This window comes from Natrinema ejinorense, assembly GCF_002494345.1.
Lineage (GTDB): Archaea > Halobacteriota > Halobacteria > Halobacteriales > Natrialbaceae > Natrinema > Natrinema longum.
In genome coordinates this window covers 2,019,641-2,043,200 of the sequence record NZ_NXNI01000001.1, presented here as the reverse complement: position 1 = coordinate 2,043,200, position 23,560 = coordinate 2,019,641, and the positions used below count along the sequence as shown (strand labels likewise).

Below are 23,560 nucleotides of genomic sequence, written 5' to 3'. Positions count from 1 at the left end.
CCGAAATTCCGGGTACGGTTGGCCCACCGGCCACTGATCCACCTATGAGCGACGAACTTATCTGGCGAATCGCGGGCGGTTCCGGCGACGGGATCGACTCGACGAGCCAGAACTTTGCCAAGGCGCTGATGCGCTCGGGACTCGACGTGTTTACACACCGCCACTATCCGTCGCGGATTCGCGGTGGCCACACGTACGTCGAGATCCGGGCCGCAGACCGGGAGGTACAGTCACGTGGTGACGGCTATAACTTCCTGCTCTCGCTGGGCGACTCCTTCGCCCGCAATCCACAGGAAGACGCCTACTACGGCAACGAAGAGGTCAAACCCCTCTCGGAGAATCTCGACGATCTCCGCGAGGGCGGCATCATCGTCTACGACGAGGGTCTCATCAGCGAGGAAGACGTCGAGGCGATCGACCTCCACGAGCGCGCCGAGGAGAACGACTGGCACGTCTTCCCGATGGACCTTCGGTCCCTCGCGCGGGAGCACGGTCGCGAGGTCATGCGCAACACTGCCGGCGTCGGCGTGACGGCGGCGCTGCTCGAGATGGACCTCGAGCACATCGAGGACCTGATGTCCGACGCCATGGGTGGAGACGTTCTCGAGGCGAACCTCGAGATCCTCCACGAGGCCTACGAGACGATCAACGAGGAGTACGAGTTCGAGCACGAACTGCGCGCCCCAACGGGCTCTCACGAGACCGAACAGGCGCTGCTGTCGGGTTCGAACGCGATCGCCTACGGTGCCATCGACGCCGGCTGTCGGTTCATTGCCGGCTATCCGATGACGCCGTGGACGGACGTCTTCACCATCCTCGCCCAGAACTTCCCCGACATGGGCGGCGTCTCCGAGCAGGTCGAAGACGAAATCGCCGCCGCGGCGCTCGCCCTCGGTGCGAGCCACGCGGGTGCGAAGGCCATGTCCGGCTCTTCGGGCGGTGGCTTCGCGCTCATGAGCGAACCGCTCGGCCTCGCCGAGATGACCGAGACGCCGCTGGTTCTCGTCGAGTCGATGCGAGCCGGCCCCTCGACCGGGATGCCGACGAAACCCGAACAGGGCGACCTCGAGTTCGTCCTCTACACGAGTCAGGGCGACTCCTCGCGGGTCGTCTTCGCTCCGGGCAACATCGAGGAAGCCTACGAACAGACACGACTCGCCTTCGAGATCGCGTGGGATTATCAGATCCCGTCGATCATCATCTACGATCAGAAACTCTCCGGCGAGAACAAGAACGTGGACGTCGAGTTCTTCGACCGCGAGCCCGAGCCCGATCTGGGAGCGACGCTGACCGAGGACGAGCTCGCGGAAGCGGCTCACGACGCGAGCGGCAAATTCAAGCGGTTCAACTACGCTGACGCCGAGAACAACGTCGCCCCACGGTCGTTACCCGGCCAGAAGGGCGGTCGCTACCTCGCAACCGGGAACGAACACTCGCCCGTCGGCCACATCAGCGAGGATCCCGACAACCGCGTCGCACAGATGACCCGCCGCATCGAGAAGCTCGACTCCATCCGCGAGGAACTCGACGAGGAACACGAGTCCAACCAGACCTACTTCGGCGACGAGACGGCCGAGTACGGAATCATCACGTGGGGCTCCTCACAGGGTGCCGTTCAGGAGGCCGTCGAACGGCTCAACGAGAACGGCCACTCGGTGAAAGGCATCGGCGTCTCCGACATGATGCCGTTCCCCGAGACCGAGGTGACCGAGTTCCTCGAGAGCGTCGACGAGGCGATGGTCGTCGAAATGAACGCCACCGCACAGTTCCGCGGCCTGATCCAGAAGGAACTGGGCCGCTTCGGCGAGAAGATGACCAGTCTGCTGAAGTACAACGGCAATCCGTTCGAGCCCGCCGAGATCGTCGAGGGCTACGAGGTCAACCTCGCCGAGGAGGACCGCGAACCGACCGCACAGGTACGAATCGAACCCGCAGCAGGTGACTAACCATGAGTGCATTTAACGCGATCGGAGAGGAACGGGAGATCGACCGGGACGAGTTCACGCCCGGCGTCGAACCCCAGCCGACCTGGTGTCCGGGCTGTGGCGACTTCGGCGTCCTGAAGTCGCTGAAACAGGCGCTGCCGGAGGTCGGCAAGACGCCCGAAGAAGTACTGACCGTCACCGGGATCGGTTGTTCCGGCAAACTGAACAGCTATCTCGACACGTACGGCTTCCACACGATCCACGGGCGCTCGCTGCCCGTGGCCCGTGCCGCCAAACTGGCGAACACCGACCTCGAGGTCATCGCCGCGGGCGGTGACGGCGATGGCTACGGGATCGGTGGAAACCACTTCATCCACACGGCCCGGGAGAACCACGACATGACCTACATCGTGTTCAACAACGAGATCTTCGGCCTGACGAAGGGCCAGACCTCGCCCACGAGCCCGAAGGGTCACAAGTCCAAGACCCAGCCATCCGGCAGCGCGAAGACGCCGCTGCGGCCGCTGTCGCTGTCACTGACCGCCGGTGCGAGCTACGTCGCCCGCACCGCCGCCGTCAACCCGAACCAGGCAAAGGAGATCATCGCGGAGGCCATCGAACACGACGGCTTCGCCCACGTCGACTTCCTGACCCAGTGTCCGACCTGGAACAAGGACGCCCGGCAGTACGTCCCCTACATCGACATCCAGGAATCCGACGACTACGACCACGACGTCACCGACCGGCGCGAGGCCGCGGAAATGATGCACGAGACCGAGGACGTCCTCAACGAGGGGACCGTCCTGACCGGCCGCTACTACGTCGACGAGGATCGGCCGTCCTACCAGGCGGAGAAGTCCGCCGTCGGCGAGTTGCCCGACCAGCCCCTTGCGGAACGGTACTTCGACGACGACGCCGAGTGGGAGCGCAGCTACGATCTGCTCGAGCGTCACACCTGATCTCGCGAACCGATTCGCGAGTCCCATAGCCGGCAGTCGGTCGCCGTCTCGTTCCCGACTGTCGTCAGCCGTTTTTTGTGTCAGTCTCCGGTGAGACGATGACACCAGTCAACAGTCGAGATCGAGGGATTCACCGACCGTGACTGCCGTTCCGTCGTCGAAGCTGTCCTCGACGAAAACCGAGTAGTACGATTCACCACACGACCACTGCAGTTCCGTCCCTTCGTCGGTTTCGGCGATCGTTCCCGTCGCGGTTCCGACCGGGACCGCCTCGCCGCCGACCGCGAACCGACGCGGGCCGTCGCTCGTGGTGACCGACACCGTCTCGTCGTCCCCGCTCCGGTACTGGAGCGACACCTGCGTTCGATTCTCGTCCGGGAACTCGTATCCCGTAATCGAATCGAGTTCGACGCCCGCTGGCAGCGCGCTCGCCGGCGGTTCGGCAACCGTGAACGGGACGGCTTCGTCGGCTGCTGTGAGGGTTTCGTAGTCGTCGATCGATGGCAGTGCGATCGACTCGACGTCGGTCTCGGTGCCGCCCACGGCCGCCGGATCGAATTCGAACCGCTCGTCGTCGATTCCACCGTCGATCGAGAGGTTTCGGTAGGTTCGTTCCAGTACGACACCGTCGCCCTCGATCGTCTGTTTGACCGGGAACAGCGTCTCCTGATCGTACCAGACCTCCACGCGATCAGCGCCGCGTTCGGCGTGTTCGACGTCGCTGGTCGCCAGCGGGATGACGTACTCCGTATCCTGGATCAACACGCTGATCGATCGTTCGATCGTCTCGTTCGCCGGCGGGTCGAACGTGACGTGGTAGGTGTCCCGGCCATCGACCGCGTCCTCCTCGACCGCCGTCATCTCGTACGCCTCGAGGTATCGTTGCTGCTGTACGTACAGCCCTTCGAGGATCGACAGCGCGGTCGGATCGGTCTCGAGTCGAGTCACCCAGTCACGAGTGGCATCGTAGTGCCAGCGTTGGGTTCCGTCGTCGACGATGACGGTACCGGCTCCGCTCGATTCCGTCTCGATCCGACTCCGTCCATCCGCACGGAGCCAGACCGCCTCGGTAGTTCGGATCGTTTCACCGTCGACCGTCCGGGTACTGACGACCGTCGCGGTGACCTCGTCGGGCGGGTCGGCCGCGGTGACCTCGTCCTCGAGGGCCGCCGGATCGGGACCGGCACTCGGCACGGAGACACAGCCTGCCGTGAGGAGGACGACTGCGAGCGCCAGAGCCGGGAGGACGGAGCGGACGTCTCGATCGCCGACGAACATGTACCCTCACTCACCTGTTGTGTGACTTCAATATGTCGGTCCGTTCGATACCGCTGCCGGGATCGCGTGTCAACTACTCACGGCTACCGAATCCGCCGGCGAACAGTTTCGAAACGTAGCTCAGGACGAGCAGGGCAACGATCAGCCCGGCGAGCAGGCGCGATTCGAAGCCGTAGCGCATCTCACGGACGCCATACGCCACGACGAGCACCCCCATGAGCAGGCCCGTCCCGCCGGCCCACCGAGCGGCGTACGTCGGGTCGACCGACTCGTCGTAGTTCGCGTGTAGTTCCACTCGCCCACGGACCGCGATGAGCCAGCCCAGGCCCACGATCGCGAACCCACAGACTACCCAGACGGCACCGCTAACGAGATTCGGATCGACCATCCAGTGTCCGAACAGGCCCCAGTGAGCGATAAGTCCGGCGGTTACGACTGTCGGTATCCGATCCTCGAGACGGCCGTCCCAGCGCGCTTCCGTTCGGATATCCGTCGTTTTCGGATACAAAAGATATTTTTCCGCCGGAGCAAAACATACTCTCATGAGTACCCAGGCGACGGAAGATCGTATCCTCGAAGTCCTCGAGGAGGACGCACAGGCGTCCTACGCCGAGATCGCCGAGCGGGCGAACGTCTCGAAACCGACGGTCCGAAAATACATCAATCAGCTCGAGGAGGAGGGCGTCATCGTCGGCTACTCGGCCGACGTGGACCCGAAAAAGCTCTCGAGCCAGACGATCGCGCTGGTCGGACTCGACGTCGCGAGCGAACGCTACGTCGAGGCGACACAGGCGATCAAGGATCTCGCGGAGGTCGAAGCACTGTACAGTTCCAGCGGTGACCACATGCTGATGGCCGAAGTGCGCGCCGAAGACGGCGACTCGCTTGGCGAGATCATCTCCGACGAGTTGCTCGAGATCGACGGCGTCACTGCGGCCCACCCGTCTTTCCTGCAAGAGCGGTTGAAGTAGGTACTCGGGGCTCTCCGTCGCCACCGGGGTTCGGGTCCGTGGCGTTCGCCGTTTGGGACCCACGTTTTTATGTTGGCTGCCCGAGGAGACCACGCCATGCCGACCTACGAACGCGAAACGACCGTTGACTCGCCGTTCGAAGACGTCTGGGCGTTCAACTCCCGTGTTTCGGGGCTCGAGGCGGTAACGCCCGACTGGATGGGGATGCGGGTCGAGCGCGTGATCGGCTCCGAGGGCGAGTCAGACCCGGACGTGCTCGAGCCCGGGGCGGAAATCGCGCTGTCGATCCGCCCGTTCGGCGTGGGACCGCGCCAACACTGGACGTCGGTGATCACGGCCCGCGAGCGCGACGATGGCTCGGCGTACTTCCGCGACGAGATGGTTCACGGCCTGTTCGACCACTGGGTACACACCCACACGTTCCACGCCGACGGCGACCGGACGGTGATCCACGACCGCGTCGAGTACGAACTGCCGCTTGGCGGACTCGGCGACGCGGTCGCGCCGCTGTCGAAGGTCGGCTTCGAGGCCATGTTCCGGAGTCGTCATCGCCTCGCGAAATCGCGGCTCGAGTAGCCGACCCGGATCCGGGATCGATGGCCGGACCGTCGCATTCGATAGCTGAACCACGTCGGCTTTGATCGGTGGGGCCCTAGAGGCGGGTATGTGTGACGACGCGCTCGAGCGGCGGGGGCTACTGGGTGCGCTCGGGGTCGGCGTGGCCACGGGTATCGCGGGCTGTCTGGGCGGTGCCCGACCTGGGAACGACGGGAACGGAGACACCGACGACGAGCCGCCACCGCAGGTGTACGAGCCCTCGATCGAGAACGTCGAGGACGGTCCATTCGAGTTTCCCGAGGGGCACCGCTGTGCAGTCTGTGGGATGCCAGCGACCAAGTACTACGGCAAGGGCCAGCTCGTCCACGAAAACGGGCTGGCGGCCGTCTTCGACTCGCCGGGCTGTCTGTTCGCCTACAAAGTATCGTCGACGCCTGACTCGCCGATCGCCGGTGCCTGGACGACCGACTACGAGACCGCAGACCTCATCGACGCGACCGAAGCCAACTTCGTTCTCATTACCGACAAGGAAGCGGCGGAGGACCCGATGGGGATCGATCCCCGCCCCTACGCTGCCCGCGAGGACGCCGTCGCCTTCCTCGAGGGGTGGGAGGCCGAGGACCTCTCGCCCGAGGAGGACATCATCGTCGGTCTGGACGACGTCGACCTCGAGCTCGCGTCGATCTACCGCGGGACGCAGCTGCCCGACGAGTAAGGATCCCGCTTCGTTTCGGAATCCGTTTAGTTTCGCGGCCCCGTCGACATCGATGTGACCGTCGATTTCGAGGCCACGCCGACGCTCGCGCTCGCCGTCGCGGTGGTCGCGACGAGCACGAGCGCGATTCTGGTCCGTTGGAGCGACGCTCCCAGTTCGGTCGCGGCCTTCTATCGCGTGCTCTTTACGACGGGACTCGTCGCCCCGCTGGCCGTTACCCGTCACCGCGGGGCCTTCGCTGGCCTCTCGCGTCGCGACCTCGTGGGGGCCGTCCTCGCCGGCATCGCGCTGGCCGTCCACTTCGCGGCCTGGTTCGCGAGCCTCGAGCGGACGAGCGTCGCCGCGAGCGTCACGCTCGTCCAGAGTCAGCCGGTCTTCGTGGCGCTCGGGGCGGGGCTGTTCCTCGGCGAGCGGATCGGCCGCGGGACGGTTGTGGGGATTGCTGTCACGATCGCCGGAGCCACCGCGATGTCGCTGGGGAGCGTCGGACGGAACGGCCTCGCCGGCGTGACGCTCCGTGGGAACGCGCTCGCGGTACTCGGCGCGATAACCGTCGCCGGCTACGTACTGGCCGGTCGTTCGATCCGCCAGCGCGTTCCCGTGTTACCCTACGTGACCGTCGTCTACGGTGTTTGCGTCGTCACGCTGTTCCTCCTCGTCGGCGTCCAGGGCCATTCCTACGTCGGCTACTCCCCCCGCGAGTGGCTGCTCTTTCTCGGCCTGGCCGTCGGCCCCGGCATCGTCGGCCATACGGTGAGTAACTGGGCCCTCGAGCACCTCGAGTCGGTCGTCGTCAGCGTCGCCTGGCTGGGCGAGCCCGTCGGTGCGACCCTCCTCGCGCTCGTCTTGCTCTCGGAGGTCCCCGACGCGATCACGGTGATCGGCGGGGTCGTCGTGATCGTGGGGATCGCCGTGACGACGCTCGAGCGGGAGTCATCGCGAGGCGTCGACGTGAGTCGGTCCTAGTCCCGTTCCACCCGTCGACTGCAGGGTCGACGGGGAGTAGACCGTCGGATTCGACCCCCCAGTGGGGGCGTGGACCGCCACTAGATCCACTTCACGCCGACGTCGTGCATTCCCTCGTTGTACTTCGCGATGTTGATGACCAGCGGCGTGACGCTCTCGACTTCGGCGGCGTTGGCGAGCGGCCCGGCCTCGAGTGCGCGCAGCCCCTCGATCTCGTTCGAGACCGACAGGACGGTTTCTTTGGCGTCGTCGTCGTCGGCGACGACGAGCGTGTCGAGGTCCAGATCGTTGTCCAGATTCGATAACGCGTCGGCCGCGAGGTTGTGGAAGGCACCGACGACCGGTACGTCGTCGGGAGCCCGGCCGGCGACGAGCTGGGTGACGCTCCCGGCGTCGGGCGGGTGGTAGTGGAGCCCGTCCTCGTCGCCCTGCATGCCGACCGCAGGGGTGACCAGAACCGAGTCGGAATCGAGACTGTCGGCGACCGCCTCGACGGTGTCGCCGGCGTAGTACGGCGGGACGCTGAGGACGACCACGTCGGCGCGGTCGGCAGCCATCTCGTTTCCGAAGCCCTTGATGTCCGCCTCGGCACCGCGCGCCTCGAGTTCGTCCTCGTACTCCGCGACCGCGTCGCGGGCCTTCTCGGGATCCCTCGAGCCGATGAGGATCTCGTGGCTCGTATCGCGTGCGAACCGAAGTGCGAGTCCTTCGCCGATGTCGCCAGTGCCGCCAAGCAGTGCAATTCGCATACGTCCCCCTCGGGACGGCACCCGAATAAAGGGGCCGGAGATCGGCCGATATCGCCGGCTCCTCGGACGGAGTCGACAGTGGATCGACGGTCACAGAGACGGAGACGTCCAAGCGACGTGTCTCTCTCCCCGCCGGAGCGCTCCCGCACGCGATAGTGTCCAGCGTTCACGACCGTGGGCGACGCCGTTAGACGGCGCTCGGACACGCTCTTATGGGGCGTCGTCCTCGGCCGGGTTCATCGCCGATCCCAGCCCGCTGTCGTAGGCGTCGCGCTCTTTGACCTCGCGGATCCGCTGCTCGAGTCGGGTTTCCAGTTCCTGTCGCCGCTCCTCGTCCACGTCAGGGTTGTTCGCCAGATCCCGAACGTCCTGTCGGGCCGTTCGCAACACCGAGACGGCCTCCGCGGTCTCGAGGCCGGCGGCACGATCGAGGGCGCGTTCGACGTCCGTAAGGGTGGGCTCGGTCATACCGGACGTTCACGGAGCAGACGCATCAACGGCTGGCCGGGAGACGCCACGTCGCCGCTCCGTCCGTCTTCGGAGCTTCCATTAGCCGGCCGATCGTCGATCCGCTATGCCCCGTCCCGCCGTCATCGCACACCGCGGCTACGCCGGCGTCGCGCCCGAGAACACCGTCGCTGCTGCCCAGCGGGCGGCCGCTCACGAGGAGACCGCGATGCTCGAGATCGACGTCCAGCCGGCGGCCTGCGGGACGCCGGTGGTCGTCCACGACGAGCGTCTCGGGGAACGTCGCGACGGGCGAGCGCTCACCGACGCCACCGGACTCGTCTGGGAGACGCCCCTCGAGGAACTACGGGAGACGCGGGTGTTGGGCACCGATGCCACGATCCCGACGCTGTCGGAGCTACTCGCGGCGGTTCCAGAGACGGTCGGTATCAACGTGGAACTGAAGACCCCCGGGACGACCGACCTGCGAATCGGGGAGTCGCTTTCCCCGGACGAGCGTGCCCGGCGACGGGCGGTGTGGCAGCCGTTCGTCGAGCGCGTCGTCGCCGACTGTAGGGCCTTCGACGGCGACCTCCTCTTTTCGTCGTTTTGCGAGGGGGCGATCGCGGCGCTCCGGGCGGCCACGACCACGTACGCAGCCGCACCGTTGATCTGGGACGACCTCGAGGCCGGCCTCGAGATCGCGCGTCGCTACGACTGCGAGGCGATCCACCCGCCGCGAAACGCGATTTCCGGGACGGAACTGACCGCGACGGCGTACGCAGGGCTGTCGGACGAAGCGCCCGCGGTCGACGTTCTCGCCGTGGCCCACGACGAGGGGCGGGCGGTCAACGTCTGGACGGCGACGAACTGGATCCAGTTCGACGACCTCGCAGCCGCCGGCGTCGACGGGGTCGTCGCCGACTATCCGGGGCTGGCTGGGGGCTCGAGCGATCGGTAACGCCGGCGGATGGGGCGTCGACCCGCTATCGTCCCGCAAGGAGGTCTGACGGCTGCTACTGGCAACATCCTGGATTCGAGGAGAACCGATCCGTCGAGTACTGCTTGCAAACGCACCGGACATCTTGATACGGCGAATCGTAATGAGGATGTGTTGAGTATGGTTTCAGTCGTGTCTTCGACGAGTCGTCTCGACCGGTGGGACGTCGGCCGCTCCGACACGCCATCGGTCGGGGACGGCGCGGACTCGAGACGCCGACTAGGGTGGGAGGTGGCCACCGATGAGTGAGTTGCCCCCGCGGACGACGATCAAGCGGTGGCTGGTGACGACCAACCACAAAGACGTCGGGATCCTCTATCTGGTGACCGCGCTGTTCTTGCTCGTGGCGGGCGGCGTGCTGGCACTGGTGTTTCGCCTCCACCTCTGGGAGGCCGGTGGGACCGGACTGCTCACGAACACCGAGTACAATCAGGCGGTTTCGGTCCACGGACTCCTGATGGTGTTCTGGTTCATTTCGCCGCTTGGCTTCGCGTTCGCGAACTACGTCGTCCCCTTACAGATCGGGGCGAAAGACCTCGCGTTCCCACGGCTGAACGCATTGAGCTACTGGTTCTACCTGTTTTCGGGGATTCTCGTCTTGCTCTCGTTCTTTCAGGGAACGTCGTGGGCCAACGGCTGGTACATGTACGCCCCGCTGAACGTGCCGATCTACAATCCCGGCTACGCGCTGACCACGGGCGGAAACACGACGATCCTCGCGTTGGTCCTGTTTACCATGTCGGTTACCCTCGGTTCCGTGAACTTCCTGACGACGATCCACTGCTGTCGCGCCGAGGGGATGGGGCTCTGGAACATGCCCCTGTTCACCTGGGGGACGCTGCTGACCGTCTGGATGATGCTGTTTGCCTTCGCGGCGTTGCTGGCCGCATTGATCCTCATGCTCACCGACCGTATCCTGCTGACGCAGTATTTCTCGTCGACGGAGCAGGGCTCGAGCCTGCTCTGGGGACACATCTTCTGGTTCTTCGGCCATCCGGAGGTCTACATCGTCTTCTTCCCCGCGCTTGGGATCATATTCGAGACGGTACAGACGTTTACCGGACGCCGACTCGTCGGTCGGAAGTGGGTCATCATCGCGATGGTGCTGGTTGCGGTGCAGTCCTTCCTGGTCTGGATGCATCACATGTTCCTGACCACGATCAACCTCCCGATCAAGACGCTCTTTATGGCGACGACGATCGGGATCTCGTTACCCTTCGACCTGATGGTCTTCGCGATAATCTATACCATGGTCAAGGGCCGCGTCCGGTTTACGACGCCGTTTCTCTTCACGCTGGGTGCGCTCGTGTTGTTCATCATCGGCGGCATTACGGGCGTCTTCCTTGGTGCCGTCGTCCTCGACTACGAGTTCCGTGGCACCTACTGGGTCGTCGCTCACTTCCACTACGTGATGGTCGCGGGCGTCACCGCGCTGATCGGCGGGCTCTACTACTGGTGGCCCAAGATCACCGGGAAGATGTACTCCGAGCGGCTCGGCAAACTCAGCTTCGCCGTCTACTTCTTCGGGTTCAACCTGCTGTACTTCCCGATGTTCATCGCCTGGGAGACGCCCCGGCGTGTCTTCCACTACGGCGAGGGAGCACAGCTCTACCACCAGCTGGCGACCGTCGGAGCGTTCGTCCTCGGTCTGTCCGTCCTGCTCGTCTTCGTCACGCTCGCAAAGAGCCTGGTTTCGGGCCCCGACGCACCCGACAACCCGTGGGCGTTTTCCCGAACCGCCGAGTGGGCGACCACCTCGCCGCCGCCCCTCGAGAACTGGCCCGATCGGCCCAGCTACGCCAGCGGCCGCCTCGAGTTCGTCGACGATGCGACCGCGACCGACGGCGGCGCGACCGGCCACGAGCGAGTCGACCACCCCGAGCCCCTCGAGGCGGGCCACGAGGATCACGCGAGTATCTGGCCGTTCGGAATCGGGATCGGCATGTTCGTCACGTTCCTCGGACTGTCGGGGCTGACCCCGTGGGTCGCCGAGTTCGCCATCCCGCGCGGGGCGGAGGTTTCCGGCGTCGGTTCGACCACCCTGGTCTATCCCGCGCTCTCGGTCGTCGGTGTCGGCATCCTCCTGGTCACGCTCTTCCAGTACGGTCGCGAGCGGTTCGACGCCCCCGAGATGGCGATCGCCGAGCGGTGGCCCTTCGAGGGCGTCGGAACCACGAAAACCGGTGTCTGGTTCTTCCTCGCATCCGACGTCGTCGTCTTCGGTGCCGTCATCGGGGCGTACGTGTTCATGCGGCTCCACACCGGCTGGGGCGAGATCGAGCCCGTCCCGCCCTCCGAGGTGGTCGGTCTCGTCAACACCTACGTCCTGTTGACCTCGAGTTTTACCGTCATCCTCGCGCTGGTGATGGCCGAACGCGAGAATAAGCGCGGCCTGCTGGCGTCGATGGGGGCCACGCTGTTGCTCGGGCTCACGTTCCTCGGAATCAAAGGCTACGAGTGGGGCCAGGAGTTCGCCCACGGCATCTACTGGTTCACCGAACTCCAGTACTCGATGTACTTCGTGACGACGGGGCTGCACGCGCTCCACGTCATCCTCGGCTTGCTCATCGCCGGGTTCATGATCTACCGCGTCGTGTCCGTCGATGCCTACCTCCGGGACCACCGGCCAGTCGAGTACTTCGGGCTCTACTGGCACTTCGTCGACATCGTCTGGGTGATCCTGTTCCCGCTGTTCTATCTCATGTAGCACGGTCGTGATTTCTACGCGTGAGAAGCGAGCCACACTCGAGGCCGTCGTACGACCGGCTGAAACCAGCCGATACAAGGAGATCCCCGGCCAACGAGTGGTATGGAACTCTCACGGATCGTCGACCGACTCGACGAGGAGCTTGGAACCGCCGACTACGCCGACCTCGACGCCAGCGCGAACGGCCTGCAGGTCGGGCCGGATGAGGGCGAGATCGAACGCGTCGCCGTCGCCGTCGACGGCGTCCGCGAGACGTTCGAGAGGGCGATCGAGGCCGACGCGGATCTGCTCGTCGTCCACCACGGGCTCTCGTGGGGCGGTTTCGACCGCGTGACCGGACGAACCTACGACCGGATCGCCCCCCTGATCGAGAACGACCTCGCGCTGTACGTCTCGCACCTCCCGCTGGACGGCCATCAGGAGCTGGGCAACGCCGCCGGCGTCGCCGACCTGCTCGACCTCGAGGATCGGTCCCCCTTCGGCGAGCTCGGTCCCGAGTACGTCGGCCAGCGCGGGCGGACAGCCGACCCCTACGCGGCCGACGAGGTACGCGAGCGACTCGAGGCCACCCTCGATACGGGCGGCCAGCCGATCCAGCACCTCGATTTCGGCCCCGAGCGGATCGAGGACGTGGCGATCGTCACCGGCAGCGGCACCGACTGGCTCGACGACGCCGTCGCGGCCGACGCCGACGCGCTCGTCACGGGTGAGGGGAAGGGGAAAGCCTACCACGAGGCCCAGGAGGCCGGGATTCACGTCTTCCTCGCCGGGCACTACGCGACGGAGACGTTCGGCGTGCGGTCGCTTCAGGAACTGGTCGGCGAATGGGGCCTCGAGACGACCTTCCTCGACGTGCCGACCGGGCTGTAGCGATCGGAACCGCGCCGACGCCCCATATCGGAACGTTCTCGGACGTGGTCGCCCTACGGTGGGGCGATGCTCGAGGTACGAGTCGCGGAGAGTGAGGCCGATCGGGAGGCTGCGTTCGCAGTTCGTCGGGAGGTGTTCGTCGAGGAACAGGGCGTCGACGAGGCGCTCGAATACGACGACCACGACAGCGAGGCGACGCACCTGGTCGCCGTCGACGACGACGAAGCGATCGGAGCCGCGCGGCTCCGACGGCTTACGGACGGCGCGGGCGATGTCGGCAAGGTCGAGCGCGTCGCCGTCCGTCGTTCGCGCCGCGGTGAGGGGGTCGGCCAAGCGCTGATGGACGCCGTCGAAACGCGCGCCGAATCGCGGGGTCTCGAGACCCTCGTGTTGCACTCTCAAACCCGCGTCGTCGGGTTCTATCGAGAGCGCGGGTACGAACAGGTCGGCGACGAGTTCGAGGAGGCAGGCATTCCACACGTCGAGATGCGAAAGCGACCGCAGTGATCGACGAGCGGACCTGCGGACCGCCGTTCTCCCCTGGCTCACCGGCAACCCGGTCGAGAGGGCGTCTGTCGTCCGTCTGACTGAAATTCAAGTCCGTGCATCTGGTGTCGCCGGTATGGCACAGGCGATGCACATTCCCACGAAAGCGGCGTCGACAACGGCAGCTGCGGTCCGGAAGACCCTCCGTATCGCCCTTCCCCTCGGGCTCGCGGTCGCGATTACCGGCGTCGGGCTGTTCGTCTTCTTCCAGCTGGTGACCGCACTCCTATCGTAGTCACTGAAAGTCATTGCACACCCGATCGCACGACGGCGTTGCGATCAGTGTGTAAATCGTTTCAGTGACTACGATAGTGTGACGGCTCGAGGCTTCTCGCCCGATCAGTCGGACTGCCAGCTCGGGTTTTCGCGCGGCGGGCTGAAGATGTCGATCCCGCGGACGGTCTCGTCGCCCCGGTTCTCCGCGGCGTGGGGCTGGTCGCCCGGAATCGCGTAGGAATCGCCCGGTTCGCAGACGAGTTCCGTCCCGTCGACGAGAAAGACGAGTTCGCCCGCGACGATGAAGCCGGTTTGCTCGTGTGGGTGGCTGTGCTCGTCGACGACGGCACCGGGCTCGATCTCGAAGTGTTGGACGTTCATCGAGTCGGTGCCGGCCATCAGTGCCAGGTGGACGCCGTCAGCCGCTTCCGACGGCTCGCAGTCGTCGAGCGAAACGCGTTCCATACGCAGTTCCGACGGGGGCGACCGACATAATTCCGCGGATAGCGGCGGCTGCGCCCCACTCGGTCGATCGTCTCGTGGGTTCGGTCCGCATCACGTTTCGAAACAAATATCAACTTTCTATATATATGGGCTCGTATGAATCCGTACGCCATACTCGCCGGAGCGATCCTCTCCGAGCTGTTGGGAACGACGGCGCTCAAGCTCTCCGAAGGCTTCTCGCGGCCACTCCCCAGTCTCGGCGTTCTCGTCGGCTACGGCCTCGCGTTCTACCTCCTCTCGCTCACTCTCGAGGAGTTGCCGGTCGGCATCGTCTACGCGACGTGGGCCGCGCTCGGTATCGTCGGTATCGTGTCGGTCGGGGTGGTGGCGTTCGACGAACGGCTCGACGGAGCGGCCGTCATCGGCGTCGGCCTCATCCTCGCGGGCGTCTACTGTCTGAACATCGTCTCCGACGTCTCCGCGCACTGACCGCCCGGTTTCTCGGCGGCGATACCCGCTGGACGGCCGTCGACGAAACCGACCAGTTTCACTCCGATTGCCGAACGTTGAACTGTCCCGAGGGACCACTGCGAGACATGTACGCCGTCGTCGGCTGTAGCGAGTGTTCGAACCTCTGGATCATCGAGGGCCGATCGGAGACGACCCAGTGTCCCCGCTGTGGCTCGCGCCGGGCCTTCGAGAAGCGCAAGAAGTTCGTCGAGACCGACGACGCGGCCCACGCTCGCGACGTGCGAGCGTCGATGCTCGCGAACCGACAGGGTGAGGGCGAGGCCTTCGCCGAACTGGACTCCTTCGCCGCGCTCGAGGACGACGTGGCCGACGGCGTCGTCGACGACGACGAGTACCTCGAGGAAGCCGGACTGAACGTCGACGAGATCGACGCGGCCGGCGACCGGGATCCGCGCGGGCCCACCCGGAGTGGCAGTAAGAAAGAGATCGTCGAGCGCGCACTCGAGCGCCTCGAGGAACCGACCGAAGCCGACGTCGTCGACTACGCCGCCGAACGCGGGGTCGGGGCCGACTCCGTCAGGAAGATACTCGAGACGCTCACGCGACGCGGCGTCGTCAGCGAGAGTCGCGGACGGTACCGACTGCTCTGAGTCGCGGACGGTACCGACGGCGCTGCGGTCACCCGGCTGCTCTCGACCGGGCTGTTTCGACCGCATCGACTGGATCGTCGTTGCTGTTCGGATCGGTCACTCGGGGAAGTTCCACGACGAAAACCGTGCCCCGAGGGTCGTTGTCCTCGACCCATGCCCTCCCACCGTAGCCGTCGATCAGGGTGCCGACCAGCGAGAGCCCACCCGTGGATCCCTCCGCGTTGGTATCGAAGACCGCTCCCTTCCGTGCGTCGGGAATCCCCGGTCCGTTGTCGCGGACGGACAGTCGGACCGTCTCCGACGCGACCGTCACCTCGACGTGGATCCGTGGCTCGTCGGCATCGTTGTGTTCGGCGGCGTTCTCCAGGAGGTTGTCGACGATCGATCGCAGTCCGGAGTTGGCGGTGACGTAGGCCCGCTCGGGGAGGGCAGTCGTTACGTCCACCTCGAACGTCTCGTCGACTCGAGTGGCCATCTCGGCGGTGATCGCCGCGAGGTCGACCGGCTCGAACGCCGGATCGCCGATCAGGATGTCGGCGATCGCTTCCGTCGTTTCGATACGGGTGAGCGCCTCGTCGGTTTTCTCGAGGATGACTGTTGGGTCGTTGGGATCCGGTTCGGTAGCCGTCGAGTCGGCTGCGGTCGCCATCGAGTCGGCGTAGCCCTGGATTACGTTCAGGTCGTTGCGCAGATCGTGACGGATGAGGGTATTGACGAACGCGAACGCGCCAGTCACCGTTTCGGCCTGCCGGGCATCCGCCCGTGCTCGAGCGTTGTAGTAGCCGGCGACGCTGCCCGCGATGGCCCCCGCCTCGACTGCGACCAGCAGCGGGAAGACGGGTTCGGCGATGGTCCGCCCTTCGAGCGCCCGTACGAGGACCGTGGCACCCATGACGGCCCCGATCAGGACGGCTCCGGCGAGACACCAGAGCCACACGGTCCACCGGCCATCGGTCGAGAGATCGCTGGCCGAAAGCCAGTACCCGACGAAGACGAGGCCCAGTGCCGGGGTGCCATCGAGAAGCACTGCGAGGATCGGCCCTATCCCGTCGTGGGTGGACAACTCGGTCGCGTGGTGCCCCACCGCGAGCAAAAACAGCGCCGTTCCGAACGCGCCAACGAGGAGGGCGGCGTTCGTCCGGAGCCAGCGCTGAGCCATGTGATCGATATGCCCCCACTACGCTTATACGTTCTGGCAGGTTCGATGTGGATGTTCCATTACCTGCCGAGTAAAGCGCTCTCGAAGGCGCTAGTTCTACACGAGGAAATAACTGAAATATGAGTATTTCCGATTAGTTTTACGCGTCGAGGGCGGACGCTCCCCGGAGCGTGCTCGCGACCGGGACATCGACCTCCGCCCCCGATTCCTACCGACCCAGATCCTCGTGGGCGCTCGCGAGGTGTCGCGAGGAGAGCGCCCCGAGCAGGGAGAGTTCGCCGGCGAGCGCGCCGACCGCGATGATCTCGGCGAGTGCGTCGGCGTTCGACCCCGGCGGATCGCCCCCGCCGCGGAGACCGAGGATCTCGAGCGCTTCGGCCTGCGTCGACAGCGTCGTCCCGCCGCCGACGGTACCGACCTCGAGGGAGGCAAGCGAGACGCTGGCGTAGAGGTCGGTGGAGCCGTCCTCGCGCTCGCGGGCGTCCATCGTCGTGATCGTGTTGGCCGCTTCGACGACCTGGGCCTCGTCCTGTCCGGTCGCGAGGAAAGCCGCACCGACCACGTTGGCTGCGTGAGCGTTGAACCCCAGACTGCCCGCCTTGGCGCTGCCGATCAGGTTCTTGCGGGTGTTGGCCTCGGCGATGGCGTCGGCGGTCGTGTGGAGTCGCTCCTCGAGGAGGTCGCCGGGGATCACGGCGTCGGCGGTGACAGAGCGGCCCCGTCCCTCGACGGCGTTGACGGCAGCGGGTTTCTTGTCCGAACAGAGGTTGCCCGAGAGCGCCACGAGCGAGGCAGGGGTTTCAGCTTCGACGAGTTCGCAGGCCTCGCCGGTCGCGATCGTCGCCATGTTCATTCCCATCGCGTCCTTGGTGTCGTAGGCGAACCGGAGGTAGACCGAGTCGCCGACGACGTACGGCTCGATGTCGAGCAGTTCGCCGTGGCTCGTCGTCGATTCGGCGGCCTCGCGCAGGGCCTCGAAATTCGCTTCGACCCACTCGACGGTCTCGGCGGCCTCGACGACGCCCCCAACCCGAAAGACCGGCGCTCGAGTCATCCCGTTTTTCGTGACGCGGGCGTCGGCTCCGCCGGCCGCGCCGATCACCGAAAGGCCGCGGTTGACCGACGCCAGGAGCGCGCCTTCGGTCGTCGCGAGCGGCAGGTAGTGTTCGCCGTCGGCCGCGCCGCCGTCGTTCGCAGACCTCCCCGAGTTCTGCGAGGTCGGTGAGGTTTCCTCACCGTTGACGGGGACGGGACCGACGACCCCCATCGGCACCTGTGCGGCGCCGATCATGTTCTCGATGTTCGGATCCGCCTGCTCGGCGGGGAAGGCGTACTCCCCGATCGCTTCGAGGTCCGTTCCCGTCTCCCGTTCGATGAACAGCCGACGCGCCCGGGCCGCGGTGTCGTAGTCGGCGTGATCCTCGAGTTCGTGAATGCGGAGGTCGCCCTCGCGCACCCGCTCGGCGAGTTCCTCGGGGTCTGTCATGGATGGGCCAAGAGGGTGGTGGGCCCTAACAGTTGCTGATCGTCGTGGCTCGAGTGCGGTCGACCGGGTTCGCTCCGTGGCTCCGCTGCCTTCGAGTCCCGACAGCCCGCGACGAGTTCGTAGCCGACGAGCACGAGGAACGCGCCGCTACCGATACCGATGAGTAGCCGGTCTTGAAGTCGACCGGAACCGTCGGCGGCTATCGCCGCGACAGCCACTGACCGTGATCGCCAGCCATCGTTCCGCGAGTACCACCTCGGCGAAGACGACTCCAGCGGGGGGGACCGAACCGATGATACCGCGACCCGACTACGAGAGGCCGATCACGGGCCCGTCGCTGGCGGCGCGATAGTCCGCGAGGACTTCATAACAGAGCAGTCCGAGGAGCGAGGCGGTGCCGATCGTCGCGATCAGGAGATTGCGAAGGCCGTCGGCGTCGGCGGCGAACGCGACCGCAAACGTGGCCGTGGCGACCGCGACGAACCGGAGCCTGCTTCGCGGGGACAGCCCGCCGTCCGTGACCGCGAGATACAGCTGGGGGAGTGCGACGGCGACGCCGGCAAACAGGAGAAACGACAGCAACGGCCGCCCGGTCAGCGCGATCCCGAACTGGCGATCGACGATGCTCGAGCCGGCGTGCGCGAGGACGAACAGGAGCAACGAGCCGAACACGATGCGGCTTTCGCGATCGATCATAGGTGGACAGTCCACGAACGGCTACGTCAACCTTGTGCCCGGATCGCGTTTGTAGGCCGGCGTTACGTCCGTATTTCGGCGTTTGGCGTTCCTTACACTCGAGCTTCCGATCCCCTGGGTCGCGTCCAACCGATCCGTTCTCGGTCCCAATTCTTTTCCTACTCGACCGCGGGCTCACTCCCATGACGGAGGCCGCCGATCGCTTGCTGCTCGACGCGGAAGTCCATACGCTCACCGAACCCGACAGCGTCCACGAGGCAGTCGCGATCCGCGATGGCGAACTCGTCCGGCTCGGAACCACGGACGAACTCGAGTTCCTCGCGGGAATCGAAACCGACGTGATCGACTGCGGCGGTCGCGTCGTTCTGCCGGGGTTCATCGATGCGCACACGCACATGGAGCAACTGGGACAGCACCTGGTCCACGCGGATCTCTCGACCGCCGACTCCGCCGGGGAGTGTGTCGATCTGCTTCGGGCAGACGCGGACGACGACCCCGATCGCGAGTGGGTCCTCGGGTTCGGCTACGACGAGAGCGAGTGGTCGGCGGCGGATTCGACGCCGCTCACGCGGACGGAACTCGACCGCGTCAGCGAGGAGCGGCCGGTCGTCGCGATGCGGGTCGACCTGCATACCGCGTCGCTGAACACGGTCGCCCTCGAGCGCCTCGCGGACGACCTTCCCGACGCCGACCTTCGACGCGAGGACGGCGAGCCGACCGGCGTCGCCGTCGAGGATGCGGCCACGGTGGTCAGAGAGCGGCTCACGGCCGACCGCGAGGAGATGCGAGCGCTTCTCGCGGCGGCGACGGCGGACGCGGTCGAACGCGGTGTCACCGGCGTCCACGACAAGGTTCGTGGCTCCGTCGCCCCGCGCGTCTACCGCGACATGGCCGCCGACGGCGACCTCCCGCTGCGCGTCCGGATCGATTACTGGAGCGACCACCTCGAGGCACTCGTCGAGGTCGGAGTGGGAACGAACGACGGCGACGGACGCGTCCGGACCGGCGCGATCAAGTCCTTCTCCGATGGGAGTTTCGGGAGTCGGACGGCGAAGTTGCGGGAGCCGTATGCGGACGCCGGTCGCGACGACGCCGAACTGGCAGCTTCCGGCGACGCGATGGACGAGCGGGGGCAGTGGGTCGTCCACCCCGCCGACCTCGCCGACCTCGTCGAGCGCGCCAACGCGGAGGGATTCCAGCTCTGCGTCCACGCCATCGGCGACGAAGCGATCGAGGAGACGCTGTCGGCCCTCGAGTCGACCGCCGATCCCGGCGGCTCGCGCCACCGGATCGAACACGCGGAGCTGGCGACCGACGACCACCTCGAACGCATGGCCGAGGCCGGGATCGTCGCGTCGATGCAGCCGAACTTCCTCCGCTGGGCGGCGGCGGGTGGGCTCTACGACAGGCGGCTGGGCGAGGACCGACGCGATCGGACGAACCGGTTCCGCCGAGTCCTCGAGGCGGGCGTCACCCTCGCGTTCGGGTCGGACTGTATGCCTCTCGACCCGCTATTGGGGGTCCAGCATGCGGTAAACGCGCCGACGGAAGCGCAGCGACTGTCCGTTACGGAGGCACTCCGCGCCTACACACAGGGCGGGGCCGAGGCCGGCTTCGACGGCGACCGGCTCGGGGCCATCGAGCCCGGCACGCGAGGGGATCTGGTCGTGCTCGAGGAGTCTCCGTGGGCCCACTCGGATCGGATCGACGAGATCGAGGTCACGATGACGCTCGTCGACGGCGATGTGGTCTTCGACGACCGACCGACGTGACCGTCGCCCCCTTCTGGGGAGTCGATTTTTGTCGCTGGGGAGCAACGGCGGGAGCATGGACGTTGGACTCATGGTCACGTCGTTCGGCGACGTGAATCTCGGGGATGTCGCCGTTCGAGCCGAATCGCAGGGATACGACGCCGTCTGGGTCGGCGAGCTCTGGGGCGAAAGCGGCGTGGTGCAGGCGACCGAGATGGCCTGCCGGACCGACGAAATCGGCATCGGAACCGCGATTTTGAACGTCTACTCCCGGTCGCCGGCCGTCCTCGCGATGACGGCCACCTCGCTTGCCCGTTCCTCCGAGGGACGGTTCACGCTCGGGCTCGGGACGAGTACGGCGACCGCAGTCGAGGGCCTCCACGGAATGGCGTTCGATCGACCGGTACGGCGTGCTCACGAGACGATCGAGCTGATTCGCGAGTTCACCGCCGGTACCGGCGAGGCCGTCGAGTACGAGGGCGAGGTGCTCGAGGCGGCGAACTTTCCGTCGGTCGAAACCGACGTCCCGATCTACCACGCCGGACTCGGGCCGGCCAACCGGCGCGTCGTCGGCCGACTGTGCGACGGCTGGATCCCGCACAACATCCCCTTCTCGCGCCTCGAGGACGCGTTCGAGGAGGTCGCGACGGCTGCGCGGGAACGCGACCGGGAGCCCGACGAGATCACGATCGCGCCGTACGTTCCGTCGGCGGTCAGCGAGGAGCCGGCCGACGCTCGCGAGACCCTGCGCCGACACGTCGCCTACTACGTCGGGAGCGGTGAGGGGTATCGCCGGGCCGTCGCGACGGCGTTCCCGACGGCGGCGGACCGGATCGCCGAGGCGTGGCGCGAGGGCGACAAACGGGCTGCTGCGAGCGCGGTGACCGACGACATGATCGCCGATCTCGGCGTCGCCGGCACGCCTGAGGAAGCCCGCGACCAGCTCCGGACGCTCGTTGCCGAGACGGGAATCGACCACCCGATCGTCGTCGTTCCGGAGCCGGCCTCGAGCGAGGTCACGGAGACGACGATCGAGGCGCTCGCGCCGGCTCGGCTGTAACGTTCCCGCAGGTTCGATCGTCGCGTCGGTAGCGGTAGGTTTTGGGGGCCCCCGAACCGTTCGATCACTGTCGACACCGATGAGTACGAGCTACGGTGATTTCATCGGCGAGGTACAACACAGGCTCGAGGGCGGTCGGCAGGCCGAGGCGGTCTACCGGATCAAGGCCGTCGTCGACCTCGTCAGCGGACGGGTTCCCGGCGGGGAACTGGCTCACGCGGATGCGCAGTTGCCCGAGGAGTTCGAGGAGCTATTCGAGTTCGTCGACCTCGAGACCAAGCCCTGGGAGGCAGCCTGACGGCAATCGGGGCAGTGCTACGACGGATCGTAGTACTAACTGGTATCCGGACATCGTCCACTCCCTACTGGTGGACGCTGCGGTTCAGCGAGTTATAGACGAACTGCGAGCTATGACTCGAGGAAAATGTGCGGGAAAGACGGCGTGACTAATCGACGATTTGTCGACGACACAGGCACCAACGTACTCCCTCGTTCATATTCCCACACAAAGTTCTACGGCAAATTGAGGGCTGCTAGCTGGTCGCCATCAACTGCAACCGCGATGTCGCCATCAACTGCAATTGCTGTTCTCGTTCCATTCCCTTCGTAGTGATCCAACCGCTGCCCATCATTTGCTGACACCAACGTCATCGTTCGCCCGATAGAACCGGTTATTACTGTGTTTTCGACGATCACGGGATCGGTGTATGAGTCGCCGTGAAGCCCATAGTCGCCGAGCCGCCATCGTGTTTTACCGTTCGTCCGATCGAGCGCAAGAACATCAGTTCCAGAGGTAACATACACAGTTTCGTCATCAACTTCGGGTGCGGTCCACGATCCAGAGATACTTCTCCGCCAATTTTGCTTACCTGTGTTTTTATCAATGGACGTAACGAGCCCCTCATTTGATGTACAGTAAATGGTTTCTCCAGACACTGTCGGCGTCGCTGCTACTTGTCTCTGTAGCGAGGTCCATTCTCGTACCCCCGTTTCGCGGTCCCGTTTATTCAGTCCGTTAGGAGAGGGTATAAACACAGACTCGTTATGAAGTATGGGTGAAAGATCAGCTAATCGCATCAGATAATCATGGTTGACTGTTGGTGTTTCCACCTCCCACTTAATTGTCCCATCCTCTCTAAGCAAAAACACCATAGATTCAGTACGAATAGAAATGGTATTCTCGTGGACATCCATAGAAAATGGATACCCGCCAGACAAGTTTCGTTTCCATATAACTTCACCATCGTCATTGAGTTTCGTTAACGCGCTCTCTTCATTCTCTTCATTGAAAACAGGAATTAATAGTTTGCCATCAACAATACTAGGTGTTGCAGTGAGAGTCCCCAATTCATCAAACTGAAACGCTATCGGGTCTCCGTCCTCTATCGAATAAGCTAGTAGCTGGTTGTCTGCGCCAATATAAACGGTGCCGTCAGCAATCACTGGAGAAGTCCACGGACCGGAAGGGAGACTAGCCGTCCATTTCACCAAATCATCGGACAACAGTGAAAGCGGTGATCCGATACATCCGGCTAGCACAGCGCTTCCACCTAGGGCCAGATATTTTCGTCTATCCACTATGCGATAATAGATGCTTTTGCTCTTACTTATAATTTCACACCGATATCTGAAAAACAACTATCACTGTCTAGTTGCGCCAGTTTGAGAGGAGAGCAGGCCATGACGTTGAGTTGGATTGATGCTCGCAAATCTGCTCATCGAGAGCTATGAGGCGGATTTAGAAGGCTCTCGGGAGAACGAGCGTTCCGGCGACGCCGTCGCGGGTCGGTATTGACGAAACCGCTGTCAAAATCAACGGCGACTGGTCTCGAGAATATACTGCAATAGCTATCGACTCAAAGATGATCCTTAAGCACGGTTCGTGGCCAAGGAGCCCGATTTCCGGGGCGAGTGAGTGGCTGCCAATCACCGCAGC

26 protein-coding genes and 1 pseudogene are annotated in these 23,560 nt (G+C 65.0%); 17 read left to right on the top strand and 10 right to left on the bottom strand.

From position 1 onward, the window contains the following. The first annotated feature begins 44 nt into the window (after window positions 1–44). A complete protein-coding gene (locus CP557_RS10240; RefSeq protein ID WP_097379806.1) occupies window positions 45–1,946 on the top strand; it encodes a 2-oxoacid:acceptor oxidoreductase subunit alpha in 1,902 nt (633 codons plus the stop codon). Between the two features lie 2 nt (window positions 1,947–1,948). Next, window positions 1,949–2,884: a thiamine pyrophosphate-dependent enzyme gene (locus CP557_RS10235; protein ID WP_097379805.1), complete on the top strand. Its 936-nt coding sequence runs from the start codon at window positions 1,949–1,951 to the stop codon at window positions 2,882–2,884. 108 nt (window positions 2,885–2,992) lie between these two features. Here CP557_RS10235 and CP557_RS10230 read toward each other — a convergent pair whose 3' ends face one another. Both CP557_RS10230 and CP557_RS10225 read right to left on the bottom strand, forming a co-directional pair. Beyond that, window positions 2,993–4,162: a LolA family protein gene (locus CP557_RS10230; protein ID WP_097379804.1), complete on the bottom strand. Its 1,170-nt coding sequence runs from the start codon at window positions 4,160–4,162 to the stop codon at window positions 2,993–2,995. A 73-nt stretch (window positions 4,163–4,235) separates the two neighbouring features. After that, on the bottom strand, window positions 4,236–4,550 hold the full coding sequence (locus CP557_RS10225) for a hypothetical protein (RefSeq protein ID WP_097381607.1): 315 nt from the start codon (window positions 4,548–4,550) through the stop codon (window positions 4,236–4,238). Between the two features lie 154 nt (window positions 4,551–4,704). Here CP557_RS10225 and lrpA1 point away from each other — a divergent pair, with 154 nt between their 5' ends. From lrpA1 to CP557_RS10205, 4 genes are all read left to right on the top strand, one after another. Beyond that, a complete protein-coding gene (lrpA1, locus tag CP557_RS10220; RefSeq protein WP_097379803.1) occupies window positions 4,705–5,133 on the top strand; it encodes an HTH-type transcriptional regulator LrpA1 in 429 nt (142 codons plus the stop codon). Between the two features lie 96 nt (window positions 5,134–5,229). Beyond that, on the top strand, window positions 5,230–5,709 hold the full coding sequence (locus CP557_RS10215) for an SRPBCC family protein (RefSeq protein WP_097379802.1): 480 nt from the start codon (window positions 5,230–5,232) through the stop codon (window positions 5,707–5,709). 88 nt (window positions 5,710–5,797) lie between these two features. Continuing rightward, on the top strand, window positions 5,798–6,406 hold the full coding sequence (locus tag CP557_RS10210; RefSeq protein WP_097379801.1) for a nitrous oxide reductase accessory protein NosL: 609 nt from the start codon (window positions 5,798–5,800) through the stop codon (window positions 6,404–6,406). A 54-nt stretch (window positions 6,407–6,460) separates the two neighbouring features. After that, the gene (locus tag CP557_RS10205) at window positions 6,461–7,372 is read left to right on the top strand and encodes a DMT family transporter (protein WP_211290196.1); all 912 of its coding nucleotides are present in this window, start codon (window positions 6,461–6,463) and stop codon (window positions 7,370–7,372) included. Between the two features lie 80 nt (window positions 7,373–7,452). Here the strand turns inward: CP557_RS10205 and npdG are convergent, their stop codons facing one another. Beyond that, entirely contained in the window at window positions 7,453–8,121 is a 669-nt protein-coding gene (gene npdG, locus CP557_RS10200; protein WP_097379799.1) for an NADPH-dependent F420 reductase, read from the bottom strand. A gap of 210 nt (window positions 8,122–8,331) precedes the next feature. Beyond that, window positions 8,332–8,589, bottom strand: a complete 258-nt coding sequence (locus tag CP557_RS10195; RefSeq protein WP_097379798.1) for a hypothetical protein — start codon at window positions 8,587–8,589, stop codon at window positions 8,332–8,334. Window positions 8,590–8,695: 106 nt separating this feature from the next. Between CP557_RS10195 and CP557_RS10190 the strand changes: the two genes are divergently transcribed. The 5 genes from CP557_RS10190 (at window position 8,696) to CP557_RS22550 (ending at window position 13,926) form a co-directional block, all read left to right on the top strand. Continuing rightward, window positions 8,696–9,529, top strand: a complete 834-nt coding sequence (locus tag CP557_RS10190) for a glycerophosphodiester phosphodiesterase (RefSeq protein ID WP_097379797.1) — start codon at window positions 8,696–8,698, stop codon at window positions 9,527–9,529. Between the two features lie 280 nt (window positions 9,530–9,809). After that, complete coding sequence (locus CP557_RS10185; RefSeq protein WP_097379796.1) at window positions 9,810–12,275, top strand: cbb3-type cytochrome c oxidase subunit I; 2,466 nt, start codon at window positions 9,810–9,812, stop codon at window positions 12,273–12,275. A gap of 102 nt (window positions 12,276–12,377) precedes the next feature. Next, window positions 12,378–13,145: a Nif3-like dinuclear metal center hexameric protein gene (locus tag CP557_RS10180; RefSeq protein ID WP_097379795.1), complete on the top strand. Its 768-nt coding sequence runs from the start codon at window positions 12,378–12,380 to the stop codon at window positions 13,143–13,145. A gap of 66 nt (window positions 13,146–13,211) precedes the next feature. Next, window positions 13,212–13,652: a GNAT family N-acetyltransferase gene (locus CP557_RS10175; RefSeq protein WP_097379794.1), complete on the top strand. Its 441-nt coding sequence runs from the start codon at window positions 13,212–13,214 to the stop codon at window positions 13,650–13,652. Window positions 13,653–13,767: 115 nt separating this feature from the next. Continuing rightward, window positions 13,768–13,926, top strand: coding sequence for a hypothetical protein (locus CP557_RS22550; protein WP_169924369.1), 159 nt, complete (start codon window positions 13,768–13,770; stop codon window positions 13,924–13,926). Window positions 13,927–14,030: 104 nt separating this feature from the next. On the opposite strand, the gene CP557_RS10170 is transcribed toward CP557_RS22550, so the two are convergent. Next, window positions 14,031–14,372: a cupin domain-containing protein gene (locus CP557_RS10170; protein ID WP_097379793.1), complete on the bottom strand. Its 342-nt coding sequence runs from the start codon at window positions 14,370–14,372 to the stop codon at window positions 14,031–14,033. Between the two features lie 135 nt (window positions 14,373–14,507). On the opposite strand from CP557_RS10170, the gene CP557_RS10165 reads away from it, so the two are divergent. Both CP557_RS10165 and CP557_RS10160 read left to right on the top strand, forming a co-directional pair. After that, window positions 14,508–14,840 (top strand): SMR family transporter, encoded by a 333-nt coding sequence (locus CP557_RS10165; protein WP_097379792.1) that lies wholly within the window; start codon window positions 14,508–14,510, stop codon window positions 14,838–14,840. 107 nt (window positions 14,841–14,947) lie between these two features. Continuing rightward, complete coding sequence (locus CP557_RS10160) at window positions 14,948–15,472, top strand: DUF5817 domain-containing protein (RefSeq protein WP_097379791.1); 525 nt, start codon at window positions 14,948–14,950, stop codon at window positions 15,470–15,472. A gap of 28 nt (window positions 15,473–15,500) precedes the next feature. Here the strand turns inward: CP557_RS10160 and CP557_RS10155 are convergent, their stop codons facing one another. The 4 genes from CP557_RS10155 to CP557_RS10140 form a co-directional block, all read right to left on the bottom strand. After that, window positions 15,501–16,631, bottom strand: coding sequence for an ATP-binding protein (locus CP557_RS10155; protein WP_097379790.1), 1,131 nt, complete (start codon window positions 16,629–16,631; stop codon window positions 15,501–15,503). A gap of 208 nt (window positions 16,632–16,839) precedes the next feature. After that, entirely contained in the window at window positions 16,840–18,117 is a 1,278-nt protein-coding gene (gene hmgA, locus CP557_RS10150) for a hydroxymethylglutaryl-CoA reductase (NADPH) (protein ID WP_097379789.1), read from the bottom strand. Further along, window positions 18,114–18,335 carry a hypothetical protein gene (locus CP557_RS10145; RefSeq protein WP_097379788.1) on the bottom strand — a complete coding sequence of 74 codons (222 nt, stop codon included), beginning with the start codon at window positions 18,333–18,335 and terminating at the stop codon, window positions 18,114–18,116. Before CP557_RS10145 ends, hmgA begins: the two co-directional genes overlap by 4 nt. A gap of 91 nt (window positions 18,336–18,426) precedes the next feature. Further along, on the bottom strand, window positions 18,427–18,813 hold the full coding sequence (locus tag CP557_RS10140) for a hypothetical protein (RefSeq protein WP_097379787.1): 387 nt from the start codon (window positions 18,811–18,813) through the stop codon (window positions 18,427–18,429). 182 nt (window positions 18,814–18,995) lie between these two features. On the opposite strand from CP557_RS10140, the gene CP557_RS10135 reads away from it, so the two are divergent. The 3 genes from CP557_RS10135 (at window position 18,996) to CP557_RS10125 (ending at window position 21,922) form a co-directional block, all read left to right on the top strand. Beyond that, the gene (locus tag CP557_RS10135) at window positions 18,996–20,585 is read left to right on the top strand and encodes an amidohydrolase (RefSeq protein WP_097379786.1); all 1,590 of its coding nucleotides are present in this window, start codon (window positions 18,996–18,998) and stop codon (window positions 20,583–20,585) included. A 55-nt stretch (window positions 20,586–20,640) separates the two neighbouring features. After that, window positions 20,641–21,624, top strand: a complete 984-nt coding sequence (locus CP557_RS10130; protein WP_097379785.1) for an LLM class flavin-dependent oxidoreductase — start codon at window positions 20,641–20,643, stop codon at window positions 21,622–21,624. A gap of 79 nt (window positions 21,625–21,703) precedes the next feature. Beyond that, complete coding sequence (locus CP557_RS10125; protein ID WP_097379784.1) at window positions 21,704–21,922, top strand: DUF2267 domain-containing protein; 219 nt, start codon at window positions 21,704–21,706, stop codon at window positions 21,920–21,922. A gap of 215 nt (window positions 21,923–22,137) precedes the next feature. On the opposite strand, the gene CP557_RS10120 is transcribed toward CP557_RS10125, so the two are convergent. Further along, the gene (locus CP557_RS10120; RefSeq protein ID WP_169924368.1) at window positions 22,138–23,067 is read right to left on the bottom strand and encodes an outer membrane protein assembly factor BamB family protein; all 930 of its coding nucleotides are present in this window, start codon (window positions 23,065–23,067) and stop codon (window positions 22,138–22,140) included. A gap of 326 nt (window positions 23,068–23,393) precedes the next feature. Between CP557_RS10120 and CP557_RS23030 the strand changes: the two are divergent. Continuing rightward, window positions 23,394–23,513 (top strand): annotated as a pseudogene (locus CP557_RS23030) (IS6 family transposase); the annotation flags it as partial. Between the last annotated feature and the right edge of the window lie 47 nt (window positions 23,514–23,560).

Bases quoted from the DNA above. Each gene is read 5' to 3' on its own strand.
- CP557_RS10190 (WP_097379797.1), top strand. From the start codon at position 8,696: ATGCCCCGTCCCGCCGTCATCGCACACCGCGGCTACGCCGGCGTCGCG.
- CP557_RS10210 (WP_097379801.1), top strand. From the start codon at position 5,798: ATGTGTGACGACGCGCTCGAGCGGCGGGGGCTACTGGGTGCGCTCGGG.
- lrpA1 (WP_097379803.1), top strand. From the start codon at position 4,705: ATGAGTACCCAGGCGACGGAAGATCGTATCCTCGAAGTCCTCGAGGAG.
- CP557_RS10125 (WP_097379784.1), top strand. From the start codon at position 21,704: ATGAGTACGAGCTACGGTGATTTCATCGGCGAGGTACAACACAGGCTC.
- CP557_RS10155 (WP_097379790.1), bottom strand. From the start codon at position 16,631: ATGGCTCAGCGCTGGCTCCGGACGAACGCCGCCCTCCTCGTTGGCGCG.
- CP557_RS10135 (WP_097379786.1), top strand. From the start codon at position 18,996: ATGACGGAGGCCGCCGATCGCTTGCTGCTCGACGCGGAAGTCCATACG.
- hmgA (WP_097379789.1), bottom strand. From the start codon at position 18,117: ATGACAGACCCCGAGGAACTCGCCGAGCGGGTGCGCGAGGGCGACCTC.
- CP557_RS10180 (WP_097379795.1), top strand. From the start codon at position 12,378: ATGGAACTCTCACGGATCGTCGACCGACTCGACGAGGAGCTTGGAACC.
- CP557_RS10185 (WP_097379796.1), top strand. From the start codon at position 9,810: ATGAGTGAGTTGCCCCCGCGGACGACGATCAAGCGGTGGCTGGTGACG.
- CP557_RS10225 (WP_097381607.1), bottom strand. From the start codon at position 4,550: ATGGTCGATCCGAATCTCGTTAGCGGTGCCGTCTGGGTAGTCTGTGGG.
- CP557_RS10195 (WP_097379798.1), bottom strand. From the start codon at position 8,589: ATGACCGAGCCCACCCTTACGGACGTCGAACGCGCCCTCGATCGTGCC.
- CP557_RS10170 (WP_097379793.1), bottom strand. From the start codon at position 14,372: ATGGAACGCGTTTCGCTCGACGACTGCGAGCCGTCGGAAGCGGCTGAC.
- CP557_RS10140 (WP_097379787.1), bottom strand. From the start codon at position 18,813: ATGATCGATCGCGAAAGCCGCATCGTGTTCGGCTCGTTGCTCCTGTTC.
- CP557_RS10235 (WP_097379805.1), top strand. From the start codon at position 1,949: ATGAGTGCATTTAACGCGATCGGAGAGGAACGGGAGATCGACCGGGAC.
- CP557_RS10240 (WP_097379806.1), top strand. From the start codon at position 45: ATGAGCGACGAACTTATCTGGCGAATCGCGGGCGGTTCCGGCGACGGG.
- CP557_RS10165 (WP_097379792.1), top strand. From the start codon at position 14,508: ATGAATCCGTACGCCATACTCGCCGGAGCGATCCTCTCCGAGCTGTTG.
- CP557_RS10215 (WP_097379802.1), top strand. From the start codon at position 5,230: ATGCCGACCTACGAACGCGAAACGACCGTTGACTCGCCGTTCGAAGAC.
- CP557_RS10175 (WP_097379794.1), top strand. From the start codon at position 13,212: ATGCTCGAGGTACGAGTCGCGGAGAGTGAGGCCGATCGGGAGGCTGCG.
- npdG (WP_097379799.1), bottom strand. From the start codon at position 8,121: ATGCGAATTGCACTGCTTGGCGGCACTGGCGACATCGGCGAAGGACTC.
- CP557_RS10130 (WP_097379785.1), top strand. From the start codon at position 20,641: ATGGACGTTGGACTCATGGTCACGTCGTTCGGCGACGTGAATCTCGGG.
- CP557_RS22550 (WP_169924369.1), top strand. From the start codon at position 13,768: ATGGCACAGGCGATGCACATTCCCACGAAAGCGGCGTCGACAACGGCA.
- CP557_RS10160 (WP_097379791.1), top strand. From the start codon at position 14,948: ATGTACGCCGTCGTCGGCTGTAGCGAGTGTTCGAACCTCTGGATCATC.
- CP557_RS10230 (WP_097379804.1), bottom strand. From the start codon at position 4,162: ATGTTCGTCGGCGATCGAGACGTCCGCTCCGTCCTCCCGGCTCTGGCG.